Genomic DNA, 17540 nt, shown 5'->3' on the forward strand with positions numbered 1-17540 from the left:
TGCGCGGACTGCATTGTTGCACCGAGTGCATCCACCGGGCTGGGTCAGGGGCGCCGGGCGAAAGCAGGGGCGTGTTCCGGGAGTATCCCTCGGGCGATCAGGAATGGGGGAACGGTGCGCAGCACTGGGATTCGACGCAGGATGCGTAGCGGCAACGGAGTCGTTGCGGCATTGGCGATATCGATTCGGCCCGACAGGGCCGGGCGGAATACGGCGGCGTGCAGGATGCGTTGCAGGCCCTGGGTGACGGCGGTCGGGAGGGTGCGGCGACGCTGCACCCTGGCCAGGTCGTGGGTGGTCAGTGTACCCGAAGTCAGGGGTGGGGCAAGGATTCTCGCGGTGGCGACGGCGTCCTGGATGGCCAGGTTGATGCCGACTCCGCCGGCGGGCGACATGGCGTGGGCGGCATCGCCGATGCAGAGCAGGCCGTCGGTGTACCACTTGGTCAGGCGGTCCAATTTCACGTCGAGCAGTTTCACCTCGTGCCAGTCCCGGAGTGCGTCCTCCCGGTCACGCAGCCATGGTGCGGAATCGGCCATGCTGCGTACGATCTCGGTGACCGGACCGCGGCGGGCCGTCGCATCGCTGCCCTTGGCGATGAGGGTCGCGACCTGCCAGTAGTCGCCGCGGTCGAACATGACCGCGGCGCGGTTGGCGCTGAGCAGTCCGATCAAACCGGCGGGGTCGATATCGGTGCGCGGCAAGCGGAACCACCACACATCCATCGGTGTCGGCCAACTGCGTGAGCCGAGTCCGACCTCGCCCCGCAGCACCGAATCGCGGCCGTCACAGGCAACGGTCAGGTCGGCGCGGATCTCGCCCGGTTCGCCGTCACTGGTCCGATAGGCGACACCGGCGACCCGGCCGTCCTCTCGAATCACCGCTGTCGCTTCGGTATTCATCCGCAGCCGGAAGCTCGGCTCCCGATCGGCCGCACCGGCCAACAGGTCCAGCAGATCCCACTGCGGCACCATCGCGATGTATTTGTGCGTACCCGGCAGATGTTCCAAGGTGAACACCGTCTGCACCGACCCTCGGATCGGCAGCTGGATCTGCTGCAGCTTGCGCGCGGGCAGTTTCGCGAACTCCTCACCGAGACCCAGTTCATCGAGCAGGTCGAGGGTCGTTGGATGTACTGTGTCGCCGCGGAAGTCGCGCAGGAAGTCCTTGTGTTTCTCCAGGACGGTGACATCGATACCGGCGCGGGCCAGCAGCAGCCCGAGCACCATACCGGCGGGTCCACCACCAACCACCAGACACGTCGTACGTTCCATTGCCCCGACCTCCCTCCGTGCGCACGCGCCGGACGGACATTCCGCGGGCGCGGATGTAGCGGTTTCCCTGGGCCGACTTCAATGGTATGCCGCACAGCCGAGCACAAGGCCCGTAACCGTTGCGTCAGCGATCAGATCAGCGACGCAGAACGAAAAAGTACGGCTCGGTCATCCCTCGCATATCCATCACCCCGAGCAGCGTATCGATATCCACCCGACGGAAGTGGTCGATGATCGGCAGGTGGTCGTAAACCATCGCGGCACTCACGGCACCGCGGTATTCGATATCGCGCAAACGTGCTGTCGGCCTGCGTGTTCGGATCGCCGGGGCGAGGACGGGCAGTAGCCTCCGCGCCGTCTGCACGCCCGCGAGCGGCACCCTACCGGCCAGACCGAGCGGCACCCGCCGCGGATCGACCGCGAAGATATTTCCCGATTCGTCGGCGAACAGCAGTGGATGCACCGACTCCGGATCATCGAACTGCTTGCCGTACCAGCCCGAGGCGACCAGCACCCCGGCCATCGGATGACCGGTATCCAGTTCGTCGCCCCGCCAGCGGCCGACGGTCACCTCCGCGACCCTGGCCGCGGGCAATCTATCGAACAGCTCCCACGCCTGCTCCGTCGTGCATCCACCATCGAGCAAGTCCGCCAGATCGGACTGCGCGCTCTTATTCTCGGCCACAACGGATCTCCTTCTCCACAGCAACGTTGCGAAGATAAGGCTATCAATCTCTCATTCGGTCGGCTCAGAAGGGCGCGTCGGCTGCCAACTGCCCCACTTCGGGCAGGTAGGGGTCGAGTTCGCCGGATTCGAACCGCGACATGCCGATGACATGCCAGAACTGACCGGCGGTATTGCCCTCGAATTTGTATCGGCCATCGGGTGCGAGGGCCGCCCATCCTTCGGACAGACCGAGCAGGATGGCACGAATCGACGGCGCGCCATCCTCCGGCCGCGACCACAGCAGGATGTTGCCGTCATCACCGCCGCTGGCCAGCAGCTTGCCGGACGGATCGAAGCTGAGCGACCAGACCCGACGCTTATGCCCTTCGAGGGTATGCAGATGACGTCCGGATGCCATGTCCCACAACCGAACAACCAGATCATCGCCCCCGGTCGCCAATGTTCCGCTGCGCGAGTCGACCGCGGCCGTCCAGAGCCTGCCGGTGTGCCGGGTCAGCGTATGCAGTGCATCGCCGGATTCGATATCCCAGATGCGGGCAGTGGTATCCCAGGACACGCTGGCGAGGCGGTCCTCGTGGAAGGCCACCGAATACACGCGGTCCCGATGTCCGCGCAGTGCGCGCAGGAACCGTCCGGAGCGCACGTCCCACAGCCGCACCACCGAATCGTCGCAGCCGGTGGCCATCAGCGCACCGTCGGCACTGAATGCGATCGAGCGCACCCGGCCGCGATGTTCGGCGCAGACGGCGTGCAGTGCACCGGTGGTGCGCACCCAGACGATCACCGTGTCGTCGTCATTGGCGGTGGCCACATAGTCGCCGGTCGGGTCGAAGGCAGCGGCCCAGATCGGTGCGGATTCGACATTGATATGGCGTTCGTACAGGTCGGCGTCGAGGTTGAACAGGCTGAGCCGACCGTCATTGACGACGAGGCCGAGCTGATGGCTGCCGAGTTCGCTGAATATCGCCGATTCGAAGGTGAGCAGGCGATCTTCGCTGCCGATCAGTCGGCGAACCAACCGCCCGGTCACCGGATCCCACAGTCGAACCACACCGTCGTTACCCACGCCGGAGAGCAGGGTGCCGTCCGCGTTGAAGCTGACCGTGCGAACCTGGCGGCCGTGGCCGGTGAGCGTGTGTTTGCAGGTGCCGGTCACCGGATCCCAGAGCCGGGTGGTGAATTGGTCGTCGGTAATGGCCAATTGGGTACCGTCCGGGCGGAAGGCGAACGGCCAGATCGAGCCGGTATGCGCGGTGAGCCGGTGTCGCGACTCCCCGGTCTCGCTGTCGCGCAGACAGACCAGTCCCGCGCTGTCGCCCGAGGCGAGCAGTTCACCCGCCGGATCGAAGGTGAGCCAGTAGATGGCCGCAGTATGTTCGGTGAGCGACTGCCGCTCCGCACCGGTATCCGCATCCCACAGACGCAGTCCCCCATCGGTATCCCCGCTCGCCACAATCGGCAGGCTGGGGTGGAACGTCACGGTATAGACCCGCCCGGTATGACCGGGTAAGTCGCGAATCTTCCGACAACCCAACGGATCCCACAGCGCGAGCGTGCCGTCCACGCCTCCGACCGCGAGCAGTTCACCGGTGGGATTGAACGCCACCCGGAATACCGAGCCGGACGCACCGCTGAATTCGCCGCTCTCCCTACCACTTTCGGTATCCCAGAGCCGTACGGTGCCATCACGGTAGGAAGCCGCGACCAGCGGTCCGCGAATATCCAAACTGTAGATGAGTTCCCGGCCGTCACCGGCGGGACGGCATTCGTGTCGCAGTTCGCCGCTCGGCAACGTCCACAGCCGCAGCACGCCATCGGCGTCACCGGTGGCCAGCAGATCACCGGCGGGGCTCAGCACCACCGGCCACGGCCAGTTCTTGTGCCCCAACAGGATTCGGCGCAGTTCGCCGGTGGCGGCATCCCAGATGCCCACGGTGCCGTCGCCGGATCCGGTCACCAGCACCGTACCGGTGAACGCCACCGCGAACGTTCGTGCTCGATGCGTCTGCAAGGTGCGCAGCGGTCTTCCGGTTTCGGCATCGCAGATGAGGACGCCCCCGTCATCACTGCCGATGGCCAGCGTGCCACCGTCCGGGTTATAGGCGACCGGCTGCGGCAATCGGCCGTGTCTGGCGTGGAAGCCGTGCCGGACTCCGATTGCGGCAGGCGCGAATTCGGTCTGTGCCGCGACTCCGGGCACCCACGCCGCACCGTACAGATCGGTGCCGGTCGGGGTGCCGATGACCTCGATCAGTGCCGCCCGGGACCAGCGGCTGCCACTGGCCCGTGATCCGGTCAGATCGGTATGCACCAGGCGGGCTCGGGTGAGATCGGCCTCGCCCAGATCCGCGCCGACCAGGCTGGCCTCGTCGAGTCGGGCGCCGACCAACCGCGCACCGTGCAGGACGGCACGATCGAGGTTCGTGCCGACCAACCGGGCACCGCTGAGATCCGCCCCGGTGAGATCGACATCGCGCAGGTCCCGATACGACAGATCCTCCCCCGCCAGACTCGCACCGCGCAGATCCGCGGTCGGTGCGGTGCGCAGCCGCGTCGCCACCCGAATGGCATTGGTGCGCGAGACTTCGTCGGCCGCCTGGTCGGCGAGCACACCCTCGGCCCAGGTGCGCAGTGCCCGGTTGTCGGCGAGATCGCAGAGGAAGTCGATCGAGAGTTGGGAGAGCGGCGACTGGGTCAGCTGGGCGGGCGCGAGGGTGCCGACCTCGAATTGTTCGGCAATGCGGTTGGCCACCAGCCATTCCATTACCGACGAATGGATGAAGCCGAACAGGTTGTCCTCGGTGCGCACCAGCAGGCTGCCGGAGCCGATGGCGTGCGCCGACTGCTGCACCGACATTCGACTCGAACCGGTCAGCTCGGCCAAACCCGCTGCCACCTCGGTCAATTCGGACAGCCGCAGATACGGCTCGCCGGTTTCCCAGACGCGCAGCGCGAATGCCGTGACACCGAGCCACAATTCGTGCAAGCGCAGCCCGGGCAGCGCACCAGCCACGCCCGCGGTGCGGTCGGCCTCGTAGGTCAGCCACGACTCCAGGATTTCCCGGTACAACCCGGCCGGACCCACCGCCTGTTTCGCGCCCGCCGCGGCCCGCAACCGCCGCTCGTCCAGATCGGCGATGAACCCGAGCATCCTGGGATTCTGTGCCAGTCCGAGCAGATCCTCGATACCGGTGATCAACCCCATTCTGGCATCCGCGCGGCGGATATCGCCGCCGTAGCGGTTGGTCAGGAAGGCATGGATCTGCGCGGGCGCGAAGTCCTCGATGCCAACGATGCGCCGATCCTGCAGCACACCGACGCGTTCGCCGAGGGCAGTCAGCACCTGGGCGCGGGATTCGAAGTGCTGGGTGCGGCTGGCCACGATGATCTTGGCTTTGCCGACGGCCGCCTGCAGCAGGGTTTCGAGATGGTCGGCGGCGAAGTCGTAGCTGATCCGGGTGACGAGTTCGTCGAAGCCGTCGAACAGCAACACCACCCGACCCTCGCGCAGCATGTAGTGCAGCGCCTTCAGATCGATGCGATCCTCGCCGTGATTGGCCAGATGTGCGGCGACCAGCCCGTCGACCGAATGGGTTTTGTCCAGGGCCCGCAGGTCGATCAGGATCGGAATCAGCGCGGGCATGGTTTCGGTGATGCGGCGGGCCAACTCGCGCAGCGCGAAGGTTTTTCCGCGTCCGAAATCACCGAGTATGAGGATGAATCGGCCGTGGTCGGCCGCGATCACCTTCATCAGTTCGCCGACCAGATCGTCGCGGATCTGCTGGTCACCGTGTTCGAGGATCCGGAAGCGCTGCGGCACGTACAGGTCCGGCGGATAGGTGCGGTCCGCGCGCAATCGCGCGGCCTGGTGCGTGAGGTAGTTGTCCAGATCGAGCAGGCCCTGGAATTCGGTGAAGCTGCGCACCCGCAGACCGTGGCTGGCCGCCTCCTCGCGTAGCGAACGCGGCGGCGCCGCACCGCGATACACGAGTTCGGATCCGTATTCCGGATCGTGACCAAGGAAATCCTCCACCACCTGCCTGGTCATATCACCGACGTGCACGCCAACGCGCCACTGGGCGATGACCTCGTCGTCCTCCCTGGTGATCAGCAGATGCGGCGGCTCCACCTCGACGCGCCGGACTTTCGCACCGGGATAACGGGTTTCGCACACCTCGGCGACGCGCTCGAGCAGCCGCCCATGCGGATCGACCGCCGGAGTCTCCGCAGGCGGTTCCGGGAGCTCGGGCTCGTCCGGTCCGAGGAGTTCGGGCTGTTTGGCCGTCGGCAGCGCCGCGGTCACCTTCAGCCAATCGAATTCGAGTTGTGTGGTGGACTCACCATGTCCGGAGAAACGCGCCAGGCCGGCGGCGGTGAGCTGGATGATCTCGTCGCGGCCCGGAGCGGCCGCGGGCAGGACGGGCAGCGTGTCGTCGAGCCGATCCAGATGCGGACCACCGGGTCCCGGACCGTGCAGCAGCAGGTTCAACCGGCCGCCGAGCAACCGGGACAGCGTATCTGCGTCGCGCAGCAGGTCCGGATCATGGGCGGGCGTGCCGGCGCCGGGCAGCGGATCGTGCCGGACAACACCGAGGCGCAACCAACCGTTCTCCTCGAACGGGCGCAGCCGCTCGGCGAACCAGGACGCCTGTGGTTCGCCGATGCGGCCGTAATCGTCCTCGGGCAGATGGGTCGCGGCCATGGTCGAGTTCAATCCGGCGACCACCACCCGCAATTCGGGAATCGGGAACAGTGTCCACGGCTGTCCGATATCGAAGACGAGGTGATCCAGCCCCTGATACAGCGCACCGAACATCCGCGTGTACTGCTCGAGCTTCGGGAAGTACGGCGGCTGCGGTTTGCGATCCCGGGCCTCACAGTTCAGGAAATACGCGTGGCAGGCCGGTTTGGAGACATCGTGATTGCCGGGCACCACGATCAGCCGCTCCGGACCGAGACCGAGCAGCGTACGCAATCCGCTCAGGAAGGTCAGCGCCTCGTCGACCTCGCGCGGACGGCCGGATTCGGTCATATCCCCGGAGACCACGATCAAATCCGGTTTGGCCACACCCTGATTCACCAGATGGGTCACATTGGCGTGGATGCGCGCCTGCAATTCGGCCGCGGTGCCCGGCTCGTCCGGCGCGAGCAGCCCACGACCGAACCGCGGACCGGCCACATGCAGCACCGAGACACTGGTACGCGGCTCCCCATGATCGGTGGCACCCGGAAACGCGGGGGCCGCAACCGGTGTGCGACGCGGCAGCACGGATTCGGGTGCGTCCGTGATGGTTTCGACGGCGAACCGGTCTGGACCGTCGTGTGGAAAGCCCGGTTCCGACGGCGGCTTCGCCCGCCCCGCGAGCAGATGTCCGACCCGCTCCAAAAGGATTCGGCGCGCCTCCTCGGCGGTGGACACCCGCACCAGGTCGAGATAGGTGATGGTGGCGAGCAGACCCTCGAGTGCGCATTCGGCGATACGCACCGGCATCAGCTTGCCCGGATCGGTGCGGTAGGCCGCCTGCCATTCCATGGTTCCGTAGTAGGAACCGAGATAGTTCTCCGACAGCACCACCAGCACCACCGCCGAATCACGAACACCGCGATCCATGAAATCGATGAAGTTGGTGCCGGGCACGAAATCCCAGGCCTGGATGAGGGTGCGGTAACCCGCGGTCTCCAACTGCCAGGCCAACCATGTGGCCCATCGCTCGTCGGCCGGTGAATAACTGATGAAGAAGTCCCGCCGCCCGCCCGAAGTCACAGCATCAGTATGCCCCGATGGGTCGCCACGCCAAACGGCAGAAGATCATTACGACGCGTACCGAATGCGGAAGTGCCCCAGCCGATATGCTGCATGATGGGGCATGTGTCCGAACAACAGGCCGATTCCGCTGCGGAGAACCCGCCGTCGAGTTCCCTGGTGTCCGCGCCGCCGAGACGGGGGCTGAGCACGCTGGATTGGGTCCGGCTCGGACTGTTCGCGGCCGGACTGCTGTGTGTGGCGACCGGATTGCTGCCGCGCGCCGAGGCCGCCGACAATATGCGCCGGATCGGGCCGCTGCTGCTGTTCCTGTGCAGTGTGATCATTCTCGCGGAGCTGACGCGGCAGGCGAAGGTGTTCGATGTGATCGCACACCGCCTTGCCATATTCGGGCGCGGCTACTATGCGGCGTTGTTCCTGCTCTGCGTGCTTTTCGCAGCGGCAACAACGATTCTGCTCAATCTCGATACGACTGCGGTATTGCTGACTCCGGTCATGCTCGCGCTGGCGGTGCCTGCTCGCATTCCGCCACTGCCGTTGGCGATGACCACGCTCTGGCTGGCCAATACCGCGAGCCTGCTGCTTCCGGTCTCGAATCTCACCAATCTGCTTGCCGCCGATCGGGTTGCGCTGCGCGCCACGGATTTCGCGGCACGGATGTGGGCGCCGCAGCTCGTGTCGATCACGGCGACCATGGTGTGCCTCTGGGTCTGGTATTGGCGGCGCGGTCGACGTGAAACCGATCGGTACGTTCCGCCGGAGCCGATTCGCCCGGAGAACGCCAGGGAGCGCACGCTACTCTACACGACGGCAGGCGCGTGTCTGCTGTTCATTCTTGCGATCCCGTTCGTGGGTGATCGGATCGGTATCGCCGCCACCCTGGCCGCCGCCATTGCGGTGGTCGCCTTCGCGATCTTCGACCGTTCGTCGCTGCGACTATCGCTGATCCCGTGGCAGTTGCTGGTTTTCGTGGTCGGGTTGTTCCTGGTGGTGCCGACATTGAGCCGGTTCGGGCTCGCCGATGTCATGCATGCGCTGATCGGGCACGACTCCGGAGTAGTCGGGGCGTACCGTGCGGCGGGCGCCGGCGCCGGATTGTCCAATGTGGCCAATAACCTTCCGGCTTACACCGCAGGTGAGGCGGTAGTGTCCGAGGAGAATCGAAATCAGTTGCTGGCCTTGCTGATCGGCACCAACGTGGGGCCGATCGTAACGCCATGGGCGTCGCTGGCGACGCTGCTGTGCCTGGAGTTCTGCCGCACCCATGGTGTTCGGGTGCCGATGCCGCGGTTCGTACTCACCGGGCTGGGGCTCGCGGTTGTCGCTACGACCAGTGCCGTTGCTGTGCTGCTGGCGACCGGATAGGTGGATCGATTGGTTCGATCGCCCATTCCGCAACCAACGGCGCGGGGTCAGCGCAGGAATGGGCGCTCAGGCCGATCCCGTCAGCCCGGCAGCCCCGTCACACTCACCTCGGCGGCGGCCTTCACCAGCAAGGCCAGCTCCGGCAGCATTTCAGTGCTGGCGGCAATGAAGTTCACTTCACCGCCGGGGAGGTCGAGGTGGTCGTTGAGCGGTGCGCCGTCGAAATCGGTGATGTGGATACCGGATTCACGGGCCAGCAGGGTGCCCGCGGGCAGGTCGACCAAACCCGCTCGGTAACCGACGAATCCGTCGATATCGCCGCGGCACAGCATGACCCAGCACAGCAGCGGAGACCACAGTTGGATCAGGCGACGGGAACCGGATTCCAGGGCCAGGCGCAGGCCGCGTGCCGTGGTGTCGCTGCGAATCACCGGATAGCCCTGCAGCCAGGCCAGGGTCGGAGCGGATTCGGAGGAACGGTGCGGCGGCCGCCAGAGCGGGCCGTCCGGCCCTGTGGCGCCGGATCCGCGCACAGCGGACCAGGTGCGGTCGGCCAACGGTTCGTGGACGATGCCGAGCATCGGAACTCCGTTGTGACACAGGGCGATACCGATCGTGCAGACGGGCAGGCCGATGGCGATATTATTGGTGCCGTCGAGCGGGTCGACGACCCAGCACCAGGAATCGTCAACGCCATGGAGCCCGGATTCCTCGGCGAGGATGCGGTGGTGCGGGAAGGCGCGGCGGATATGGCCGATGATGATACGTTCCGCGCGCAGGTCCAGGTCGGTGACCAGATCGCCGCTGGCGTCCTTGGTGCGAACGGTCAGTGATCCGGCCAGACCCTCCCGGATCGCCCGTCCCGCCTCGATCGCCGCCGCCCTGGCCACCTCGGCAGCGGTCGTCAGGACGGTGTCCAGCCGGTCGAAGGCGCTGATCGGATCCAGATCGGCCAGCGCCGGACCATCCGGCGGCAGCGCCAGGTTCGCTACGTCGCCTGCTCGCATCGGTCCTCCAGTTTTTCCGGCAGGGTGGGCTCCTGCAGGGGGATGGCAGCCGGCGTAGCCGGCGGGGCGGGTAAGTACAGGTGGTCGAGCACCGTTTGCGCGGCGCGCCGGGTTTCGCTCGGGGTGCAACCGGTTCGGTGCACCCGATGGTCGGCGGTGGCGAGGGTGCCGAGGGACCGGTCCGGTCGGCCGCGACGAACCTCGCCGAGCACCACGGTGGCCGCCTCGCCCCGCACATCGGAGAGGTGAAATACCCCGTGTGGCAGGGTGTATACCTCGCCTGCACGGAAATGTTCACTGGATCGAATGCGATAGCGGACCAGGCGCTCGGTCGCACGCACCACATCACCGTCGGCGCCACTATGGATTTCGAAGATGCGATGGGTTGCCCGGTCCGCAGAGCCCTCCACTTCGAGTATCTCGTTGCCGACCTCGCCGTATAAGACCACGCTGAGCAGATCCCAGCTGTGCGCGTGCATCGCCGAGGTCGTCGGATACGACCGCAGCCCATCGGTCCAGACGTGCACGCAGACGCCGAGTCCGCCGTCGCGCCACGCGGGAAAACACAAGAACCCCAACGGATGCCGGACCGCGCCGATGTCGGTGCGACCGTCGAGCACTCCTGTCATGAAATCATGAGCCCAGCGTCGCACCGCGGGTCCCGCCGCATCGGAGCCGATCAGCGTTCGTAGTCGGACATAGTCGTTCATTCAGTACGGATTCCTCGGCTGCAGTGCGCGTCGCACGATATCGGCGACATCGCGATCGGTATAGGAAGCCGGTAGCGCGAGACCGAGCAGATCGAACAGCGCACGAGTCTGATCGACCGACGGCTCGTCGGCGAGCGCGAGTTCCTCGCTCCGGCTCAGCGGCACCTGTCTGGCCTGCTTGAAACTGGCCACGAGCTCCCGGTTGAAGTCCCGGTAGTAGGGCTTGTCCCGTTCGAACATCAGGGCCGGAGTATTCGGATTGTCCTGCGTGACAATGACGCAGCTCGACGAGAGATCCCAGCGGAAGGTCGTCATCACCATCGAGAGTCCGACATCGATGGTCAGGAAGGTGAACCGCTGCCGGTACCAGCACGCCGCGAGCACCGTCGCGAAGGACTCCTTGCGGGTCCGCTCGGTGGTCCACAATTCGCCGGTGCGGTCGGCCTCGGGCACCAGCGAGGAGCGAAACTGCGCGTAGGTCTTGCACAGCAGTTCATTGGTCGGATCCAGCACTTCTACCTGGATCCGCAGCGGACGCTGTTCGCGGCGCGCGTTCTCCACGCATTCGCGCAGTGTGACGGCCCGCAGATAGGTTCCGGTGCCCCCTTTGAACAGCCACTGTTCGGTACCGCGGCGGGCCAGCGTATGCGCATGCCCGATCTCCGGACCGTAGAGCAGCTGTACCGAGTTCGAATCCTGAATGGCCTTGGCGGACAGATGCCGATCACGCAGCAACGTGGTGGCCAGCAAACCGAGCACCAGTAGGATGACCGCGTTGATCAGATCCGCATCGAAGAAGCCGATATCGATCAGCGAGATCACACCGAAGATGACCGCGAGAACCAGCGCGACGAGACCGTCGATATTGTTCCGCAGCCAGATCAGCACCCGTGCCATATGTTTTCGGCCTCCCCTAGGGTTTCTACCCAGGATAGGTGCACCGGTGTGGACGCAGCGAGCGAACGGTCAAGTCCCGCTGGCAGGTCGGTGTGTGACGGCGTCCAGTCGAGCGGCGAGGATACGGCGGGCTCGATCGTAGGGCGCCGATTCGCCGAACAGCAGTGCATCCTGGGCCGCGGTGCGTGCGATGGCGTCGAGTTCGAAGGCGAGGTCGGCGGGCTCGATATCGGGGACGATCTCGCCGAGGCCGATGGCCTCGGCGATGGTGGTTTCGTAGAGCCGCAACCAGTCTCGGCGCGATGCGGCCACGGCGTCGTGCACGCGCCCGGGGCGGGCGTCGAACTCCGCGACGGCGGACAGAAAGAAGCACCCGCCGCTGAAGTACGGCTTCGCGGCATAGTCCAACCAGGACTCACCGAGTGCCCGGACCCGGCGGATGCCAACGGGTGCACGTCGCGCGGGTTTCACCACGTGTGCGACGAAGACCTCGACGGCCGCGCGGACGGTCGCGAGCTGGAGTTCTTCCTTGGAGCCGAAGTGCGCGAAAACGCCGCTCTTGCTGAGGTCGAGTTCGGTCGCCAAACGCCGCACGGACAGGCTTTCCAGGCCTTCGACCGAGGCGATATCCATGGCGCGGTCGAGGATGACGCGCCGAGATCGCTCACCGCGCTCCAACCGCTTGTCGACCTTGGTTTCGACGGTCATCGGCACCCACCTTTCGTCCGAGGTCGAGCATAGCCGACGGACGATCGTCCTAATTGTTTAACACTGAATTAGCTTGATCAACCACCGATTCGGTGGCGTTGACAGAACCCAAGGCAAAGAGTGATAGTACGACCGTCCACATAGTTCGAGACCAATGCCGCTGATCCACACCGAAATCAGCATCCTCGACGACAACTGGTTAGGCGAATCTCGATGCTGAGTCGACATATGACCAGCGGCTCAGCACCCCGCTCGCACCTAGGACGAGCGTCCACATTCTTCAGGTGAGAGGACAGATCATGCGCGCTATTCAACAGGAGCACTGGGGCGGGCCGGACACCATGCGACTCGCGGAGATCGCCCGGCCGACACCGCTACCCACCGAAGTGCTGGTGAAAGTCGTTGCAGCGGGGGTCAATCCGATCGACTATTTCAGCCGGGAAGGGCAGGCGTATGTCCAGGCATTGACGCTGCCCTTCGTCAACGGCTGGGATGTCGCCGGAATCGTCGAGGAGGTCGGCTACGGGGTGACTCGCTTCCGACCCGGCGACCGGGTGTACGGCATGCCGTGGTTTCCGCGCGCGGCGGGGGCCTACGCGGAATATGTGACCGCGCCGTCGCACCAATTCGCGCCCATGCCAACGGGTTCGAATTTCACCGAGGCCGCGGCCCTGCCATTGGCCGCGCTCACGGCCTGGCAGATGCTTGTCGATATCGGGAAAGTCGCACCTGGACAGCGTGTTCTGGTATCCGCCGCAGCAGGTGGCGTCGGCCACCTCGCCGTGCAGATCGCAAAGTCGTTCGGGGCCTACGTGATCGGTTCCGCACGCGCGGCCAAACACGACTTCCTCGCCGCACTCGGCGCCGACGAGACCATCGACTACACGACGACCGATGTGGCCGCGACCGTCCGCGACGTCGATATCGTGATCCAGATGCACGGCGGCGAACCGGCGCTGCGCATGCTCGAAACCTTGCGTCCCGGTGGCATTCTCGTCAACGCACAGGCGGCATGGACACCTGGAATGGCCAAGCGTGCGTCCGAACTCGGCGTACGCGCCAGCGGTTACCTGGTGGAACCCGACCGCGCCGACCTCGAGGCACTGACCGACCTGGTCGAGAAGGGGAAGCTGCGCCCACACGTGGAATCGGTGCTGCCGCTGGAGCAGGCAGCCGAAGCGCACCGCCTGATCGAACAGGGCCGAACCACCGGGAAGATCGTCCTCACCGTGAGTGAGCCAGCCCATATGCCGGAAGCTTGATCTCGAGTGCGGTTGAGGAACCAAGATCGACCGTGCCCAGGTTCGCCGAATGCGGCGCACACCATCCGTCGGTGCGCGCCGCAGAGCCGGGCACACCCGATTCCGCGAGACGGTCCTCGCGGTTCGCTCCCGCTGGGCCAGTACACCCACCAGCGGGAGCTCGGGGCAGCTATGGACGGAACGTGATCGGCCCTGAAACGTCAACAGCCGCACACCATTTCGGCATGCGGCTGGGCCGTCGACAATCAGGCGGAAACGGCGATCTCCCACTCGTACACCGTGAGCTCCGAGGAACCGGTGGTGTGCACGGGGTCAGTGAACGCGATTTTCCTTGCGGCTTCGAGACTTTCGGCGTTGATCACGTACGCACCGCCGGTGCCGTCGGTGAACCGACCGCTCTCGACCAACTGCCCGCGCTCGAGCAATTCGTTCAGGAACTGCTTGTGCGGTTCGATCACGGCCGGGTCGAACGACGGTTTGCGCATCGCCATGACCAGGTACTTGTTGATCACGCCTGCGACTCCGGACGCGGTGCCCTGGTAGCCGCGGCGGCCGCGCGCACCTGCGGGGCGACCAGCACGACCTGGCCGAGCACACCGTTGACGAATCCGGGCGAATCGTCGGTGGACAGCTCCTTGGCCAACTCCACCGCCTCGTCGACCGCGACGACCGGCGGAACGTCGTTGGCGTGGAACAACTCCCATACCGCGATCCGCAGGATGGCCCGATCGACGGCGGGCAGCCGGGACAGCTCCCAGTCCTTGAGGTAGGACTCGATGGTGCCGTCCACCCGATCCAGATCGTCGGCGACGCCCTCGACCAGGGTGCGGGTGTAGGCATGCACCGGGGCGACCGCCTGGTCCTGGGTGGCCAGCTCGGCCCGCTCGGTGAGCAGGTCGGCCGCGTCCACATCGCGGGCCTCCGCCTCGAAGAGCAGATCGACCGCCCGGCGGCGGGCCTTGTGGCGCGCGCCGAGCTTCTTGAAGGTGGACTTCTTGTCTATGGGCTGTTCCGCCACAGCAGTCATTATCCCTGTTCGCCTGGGCGGGCGATCAGGCGTTCACGCGGCCGAGGTAGCTGCCGTCGCGCGAATCGATGCGCAGCTTGTCGCCGGTGTTGATGAACAGCGGGACCTGCACCTCGGCGCCGGTCTCGAGGGTGGCGGGCTTGGTGCCGCCGGTGGAACGGTCGCCCTGCAGGCCGATGTCGGTGTGCTGCACCTGGAGCTCGACGGTGACCGGCAGCTCGACGTAGAGCGGCGCGCCCTCGTGGGTGGCGACCTGAACGATCATGTTCTCCAGCAGGAACCTGGCGCCGGGGCCGATGGTCTCCTCGGAGATGGAGATCTGGTCGAAGGTCTCGCCGTCCATGAAGACGTAATCCGAGCCGTCGTGGTACAGGTAGGTCATATCGCGACGGTCGACGGTGGCGGTCTCCACCTTGACACCCGCGTTGAAGGTCTTGTCGACCACCTTGCCGGACAGCACGTTCTTCAGCTTGGTCCGCACGAAGGCAGGACCCTTACCCGGCTTGACATGCTGGAATTCGATGATCTGCTGGAGCTGACCGTCGATCTTCAGCACGAGGCCGTTCTTGAAGTCGCTGGTGTCCGCCACTGTTCTCGGATCTCCTAGTTCTGGATATGCGGTCTCGGTGACCGGCGTCATTCGACGACGGTCAGGTCTTTGCTGGTGTTGGTGAGCAGATCCGGGCCCCCCTCGCGCACCACGAGCGTGTCCTCGATCCGGACGCCGCCGCGGCCGGGGAAGTACACACCTGGTTCGACGGTCACCGCCACGCCAGACAGAAGTGTACCGGTTCCGGTTTTGGCGATTCCGGGCGCTTCGTGGATCTGCAGTCCGACACCGTGTCCGAGACCGTGCACGAACAGCTTCCCGTGTCCGGCTGCCTCGATCACCGCACGCGCGGCCGCATCCACGTCGGTGACCGGCGCGCCGGGCTTCAGCGCCTCGCGTCCGGCCCGCTGCGCCGCCTCGACCAGCGCGTACACCTCCCGGTGCCAGTCCGATGCGGTGCCGAGCACAAAGGTGCGGGTCATATCGGAGTGGTAGCCGCCGACCACGGCGCCGAAGTCGATCTTGACGAAATCGCCGGTAGCCAGGACCGCCCCGGTGGGCCGGTGATGCGGAATGGCGGAGTTCGCACCCGTCGCCACGATCGTCTCGAAGGCGACCGCATCGGCGCCGTGTTCGAACATCGCCCATTCCAGATCCCTGGCGACCTGACGTTCGGTACGGCCGGGGCGCAGGCCGCCGCGTTCCAGCAGGGTCGCCAACCCGGCGTCACCCGCGGCGCAGGCCGCACGCAACTGTTCGATCTCGTAAGCGTCCTTGACCATGCGCAGCTGTTCGACCAGCCCCGGAGTGGCGACGAATTCCAAACCGGTCTTCTGCTCGATGAATCCGCGATGCTGGTCGACGGTGACGATATGGCTCTCGTAACCGACCCGGCCGAGCTGCCACTCCCCAGCGAGCTCCACGATGCGTCGGGCGGTCGCCCTGGCGATTTCGGCGCGCAGATCCGGCACCTGCTCGGCGACCTGGCTCAGATAACGCCCGTCGGTGCCGATCACGGTGCGCTCCTCGGAATTACGGATATCCCAAGAGGTCACCAGTAGTGTGGCATTGGACCCGGTGAAGCCGGTCAGGTACCTGATGTTCACCAGATCGGTGACCAACAGCGCGTCGACCTCGTTCTCCACCAGCAGACTGCGCAGTGCGCTCCGGCGCCCCGCGTAGTCGGGCCCAGGGCCCACGTGATCAGCAGACATATCTCAAAACTACCGCCGACACGCCGTAGATCCTGCATAAAACACCGGTTTACCGGTATTCGAGCGAGGCGATCGATGTTCACATATCGATCGGTTATCCCCAATCCGGGATCCGGGGCTGCATCCGCGACCGGGGCCGACGAGGCTGAAAGCCATGTCCCCCATTGCTTTTGCCCTGCTGGTGGCTTGGTGCACGGTGCTCACCGTCTTCGATATCCGGCGGCGCCGACTGCCCAACGCATCCACCGTTTCCGGCGCGGTGATCATCTTCGGATATGCGCTGTTCACAACACAATTCACAGTCGCGGTGGTCGGTTCGATCTTGTTGGCGGTGCCCTATCTATTGGTGCACTTGATCGCGCCGACCACACTCGGGGCGGGTGATGTGAAACTGGCCGTCGGGCTCGGCGCGGTCGCCGCGCTCGGTGGTGCGCAGGTATGGGTGCGGGCAGCGCTCGTCGCACCCATACTGACTGCGGCATTCGGGCTCGTCGTATTGGCCCACTGGCGGATTCGGTCCGGTGCTGATCGGGCCGGACCGCACGCGCTTCCCCATGGGCCCGCCATGTGCGTCGCGACGGTGCTGAGCCTGGCGGCGGCGTATGGCTAGCCGATGCCGCGACGCGGCCGTGCCGGTCATCACGGCGGGCCGCGTGCCGGAGCACCCGCGTCGACATGGGAAGATGGACAGCGTGTTGCGCTGGATAACTGCCGGAGAATCCCATGGTCCCGCTCTTGTCACCATCCTCGAGGGGATGGTGGCCGGTGTCGAGGTGACATCCGACGAGATCTCCGCACAGTTGGCGCGCCGTCGGCTCGGGTACGGGCGCGGCGCCCGGATGAAGTTCGAGGCCGATAAGGTCACCGTCATCGGCGGTGTGCGGCACGGGCGCACCATGGGCGGACCGGTGGCCATCGAGATCGCGAACTCCGAGTGGCCGAAGTGGACGACGGTTATGTCCGCGGATCCGGTGGACGAGAGCGAACTCGCCGATATGGCACGCAACGCGCCGCTGACCCGGCCGCGGCCCGGCCATGCCGACTACGCGGGCATGCTCAAGTACAACTTCGACG

Annotated in this window: 15 protein-coding genes; 4 read left to right on the top strand and 11 right to left on the bottom strand. The window is 65.7% G+C overall.

Annotated elements, in window-relative coordinates:
- Positions 1-44 precede the first annotated feature (44 nt).
- The 3 genes from ON44_RS19750 to ON44_RS53480 form a co-directional block, all read right to left on the bottom strand.
- Positions 45-1274 carry an FAD-dependent oxidoreductase gene (locus ON44_RS19750; protein WP_083898004.1) on the bottom strand — a complete coding sequence of 410 codons (1230 nt, stop codon included), beginning with the start codon at positions 1272-1274 and terminating at the stop codon, positions 45-47.
- Between the two features lie 136 nt (positions 1275-1410).
- Positions 1411-1959: a DUF4334 domain-containing protein gene (locus ON44_RS19755; RefSeq protein WP_040692195.1), complete on the bottom strand. Its 549-nt coding sequence runs from the start codon at positions 1957-1959 to the stop codon at positions 1411-1413.
- Between the two features lie 64 nt (positions 1960-2023).
- The gene (locus tag ON44_RS53480) at positions 2024-7726 is read right to left on the bottom strand and encodes a WD40 domain-containing protein (protein WP_040692198.1); all 5703 of its coding nucleotides are present in this window, start codon (positions 7724-7726) and stop codon (positions 2024-2026) included.
- Between the two features lie 96 nt (positions 7727-7822).
- Between ON44_RS53480 and ON44_RS19765 the strand changes: the two genes are divergently transcribed.
- Complete coding sequence (locus tag ON44_RS19765; protein WP_083898005.1) at positions 7823-9091, top strand: SLC13 family permease; 1269 nt, start codon at positions 7823-7825, stop codon at positions 9089-9091.
- Between the two features lie 80 nt (positions 9092-9171).
- On the opposite strand, the gene ON44_RS19770 is transcribed toward ON44_RS19765, so the two are convergent.
- The 4 genes from ON44_RS19770 to ON44_RS19785 all read right to left on the bottom strand — a co-directional run bounded on the left by ON44_RS19770 (position 9172) and on the right by ON44_RS19785 (position 12413).
- On the bottom strand, positions 9172-10098 hold the full coding sequence (locus ON44_RS19770; RefSeq protein WP_083898006.1) for an inositol monophosphatase family protein: 927 nt from the start codon (positions 10096-10098) through the stop codon (positions 9172-9174).
- A complete protein-coding gene (locus ON44_RS19775; protein WP_051182208.1) occupies positions 10080-10808 on the bottom strand; it encodes a hypothetical protein in 729 nt (242 codons plus the stop codon). Before ON44_RS19775 ends, ON44_RS19770 begins: the two co-directional genes overlap by 19 nt.
- Positions 10809-11705: a hypothetical protein gene (locus ON44_RS19780; RefSeq protein WP_040692199.1), complete on the bottom strand. Its 897-nt coding sequence runs from the start codon at positions 11703-11705 to the stop codon at positions 10809-10811.
- A 69-nt stretch (positions 11706-11774) separates the two neighbouring features.
- The gene (locus tag ON44_RS19785; protein ID WP_040692201.1) at positions 11775-12413 is read right to left on the bottom strand and encodes a TetR/AcrR family transcriptional regulator; all 639 of its coding nucleotides are present in this window, start codon (positions 12411-12413) and stop codon (positions 11775-11777) included.
- 299 nt (positions 12414-12712) lie between these two features.
- On the opposite strand from ON44_RS19785, the gene ON44_RS19790 reads away from it, so the two are divergent.
- Entirely contained in the window at positions 12713-13675 is a 963-nt protein-coding gene (locus ON44_RS19790) for an NADP-dependent oxidoreductase (RefSeq protein WP_040692204.1), read from the top strand.
- A gap of 245 nt (positions 13676-13920) precedes the next feature.
- On the opposite strand, the gene ON44_RS19795 is transcribed toward ON44_RS19790, so the two are convergent.
- Genes ON44_RS19795 through ON44_RS19810 form a run of 4 tightly spaced genes read right to left on the bottom strand, consistent with a single transcriptional unit; the run spans position 13921 to position 16466 of the window.
- Entirely contained in the window at positions 13921-14187 is a 267-nt protein-coding gene (locus ON44_RS19795; protein WP_245567235.1) for a YciI family protein, read from the bottom strand.
- On the bottom strand, positions 14184-14693 hold the full coding sequence (gene nusB, locus ON44_RS19800; RefSeq protein WP_040692236.1) for a transcription antitermination factor NusB: 510 nt from the start codon (positions 14691-14693) through the stop codon (positions 14184-14186). The genes ON44_RS19795 and nusB overlap by 4 nt, the downstream gene beginning before the upstream one ends.
- 34 nt (positions 14694-14727) lie before the next feature.
- On the bottom strand, positions 14728-15291 hold the full coding sequence (gene efp / locus ON44_RS19805; protein ID WP_040692206.1) for an elongation factor P: 564 nt from the start codon (positions 15289-15291) through the stop codon (positions 14728-14730).
- Positions 15292-15338: 47 nt separating this feature from the next.
- Entirely contained in the window at positions 15339-16466 is a 1128-nt protein-coding gene (locus tag ON44_RS19810; protein ID WP_040692208.1) for a M24 family metallopeptidase, read from the bottom strand.
- Positions 16467-16620: 154 nt separating this feature from the next.
- On the opposite strand from ON44_RS19810, the gene ON44_RS19815 reads away from it, so the two are divergent.
- Positions 16621-17076: a prepilin peptidase gene (locus tag ON44_RS19815; RefSeq protein WP_040692211.1), complete on the top strand. Its 456-nt coding sequence runs from the start codon at positions 16621-16623 to the stop codon at positions 17074-17076.
- Between the two features lie 73 nt (positions 17077-17149).
- A partial coding sequence (locus ON44_RS19820; RefSeq protein ID WP_157187227.1) for a chorismate synthase occupies positions 17150-17540 on the top strand: 391 nt, incomplete at its 3' end.

The organism is Nocardia vinacea NBRC 16497, assembly GCF_000308835.1.
Lineage (GTDB): Bacteria > Actinomycetota > Actinomycetes > Mycobacteriales > Mycobacteriaceae > Nocardia > Nocardia vinacea.

What these genes read in the sequence shown, in the direction of transcription:
- ON44_RS19750 (WP_083898004.1), bottom strand. Translation starts at nt 1,274, where the DNA reads ATGGAACGTACGACGTGTCTGGTGGTTGGTGGTGGACCCGCCGGTATG.
- ON44_RS19765 (WP_083898005.1), top strand. Translation starts at nt 7,823, where the DNA reads ATGGGGCATGTGTCCGAACAACAGGCCGATTCCGCTGCGGAGAACCCG.
- ON44_RS19770 (WP_083898006.1), bottom strand. Translation starts at nt 10,098, where the DNA reads ATGCGAGCAGGCGACGTAGCGAACCTGGCGCTGCCGCCGGATGGTCCG.
- ON44_RS19775 (WP_051182208.1), bottom strand. Translation starts at nt 10,808, where the DNA reads ATGAACGACTATGTCCGACTACGAACGCTGATCGGCTCCGATGCGGCG.
- ON44_RS19780 (WP_040692199.1), bottom strand. Translation starts at nt 11,705, where the DNA reads ATGGCACGGGTGCTGATCTGGCTGCGGAACAATATCGACGGTCTCGTC.
- ON44_RS19785 (WP_040692201.1), bottom strand. Translation starts at nt 12,413, where the DNA reads ATGACCGTCGAAACCAAGGTCGACAAGCGGTTGGAGCGCGGTGAGCGA.
- ON44_RS19790 (WP_040692204.1), top strand. Translation starts at nt 12,713, where the DNA reads ATGCGCGCTATTCAACAGGAGCACTGGGGCGGGCCGGACACCATGCGA.
- ON44_RS19810 (WP_040692208.1), bottom strand. Translation starts at nt 16,466, where the DNA reads ATGTCTGCTGATCACGTGGGCCCTGGGCCCGACTACGCGGGGCGCCGG.
- ON44_RS19815 (WP_040692211.1), top strand. Translation starts at nt 16,621, where the DNA reads ATGTCCCCCATTGCTTTTGCCCTGCTGGTGGCTTGGTGCACGGTGCTC.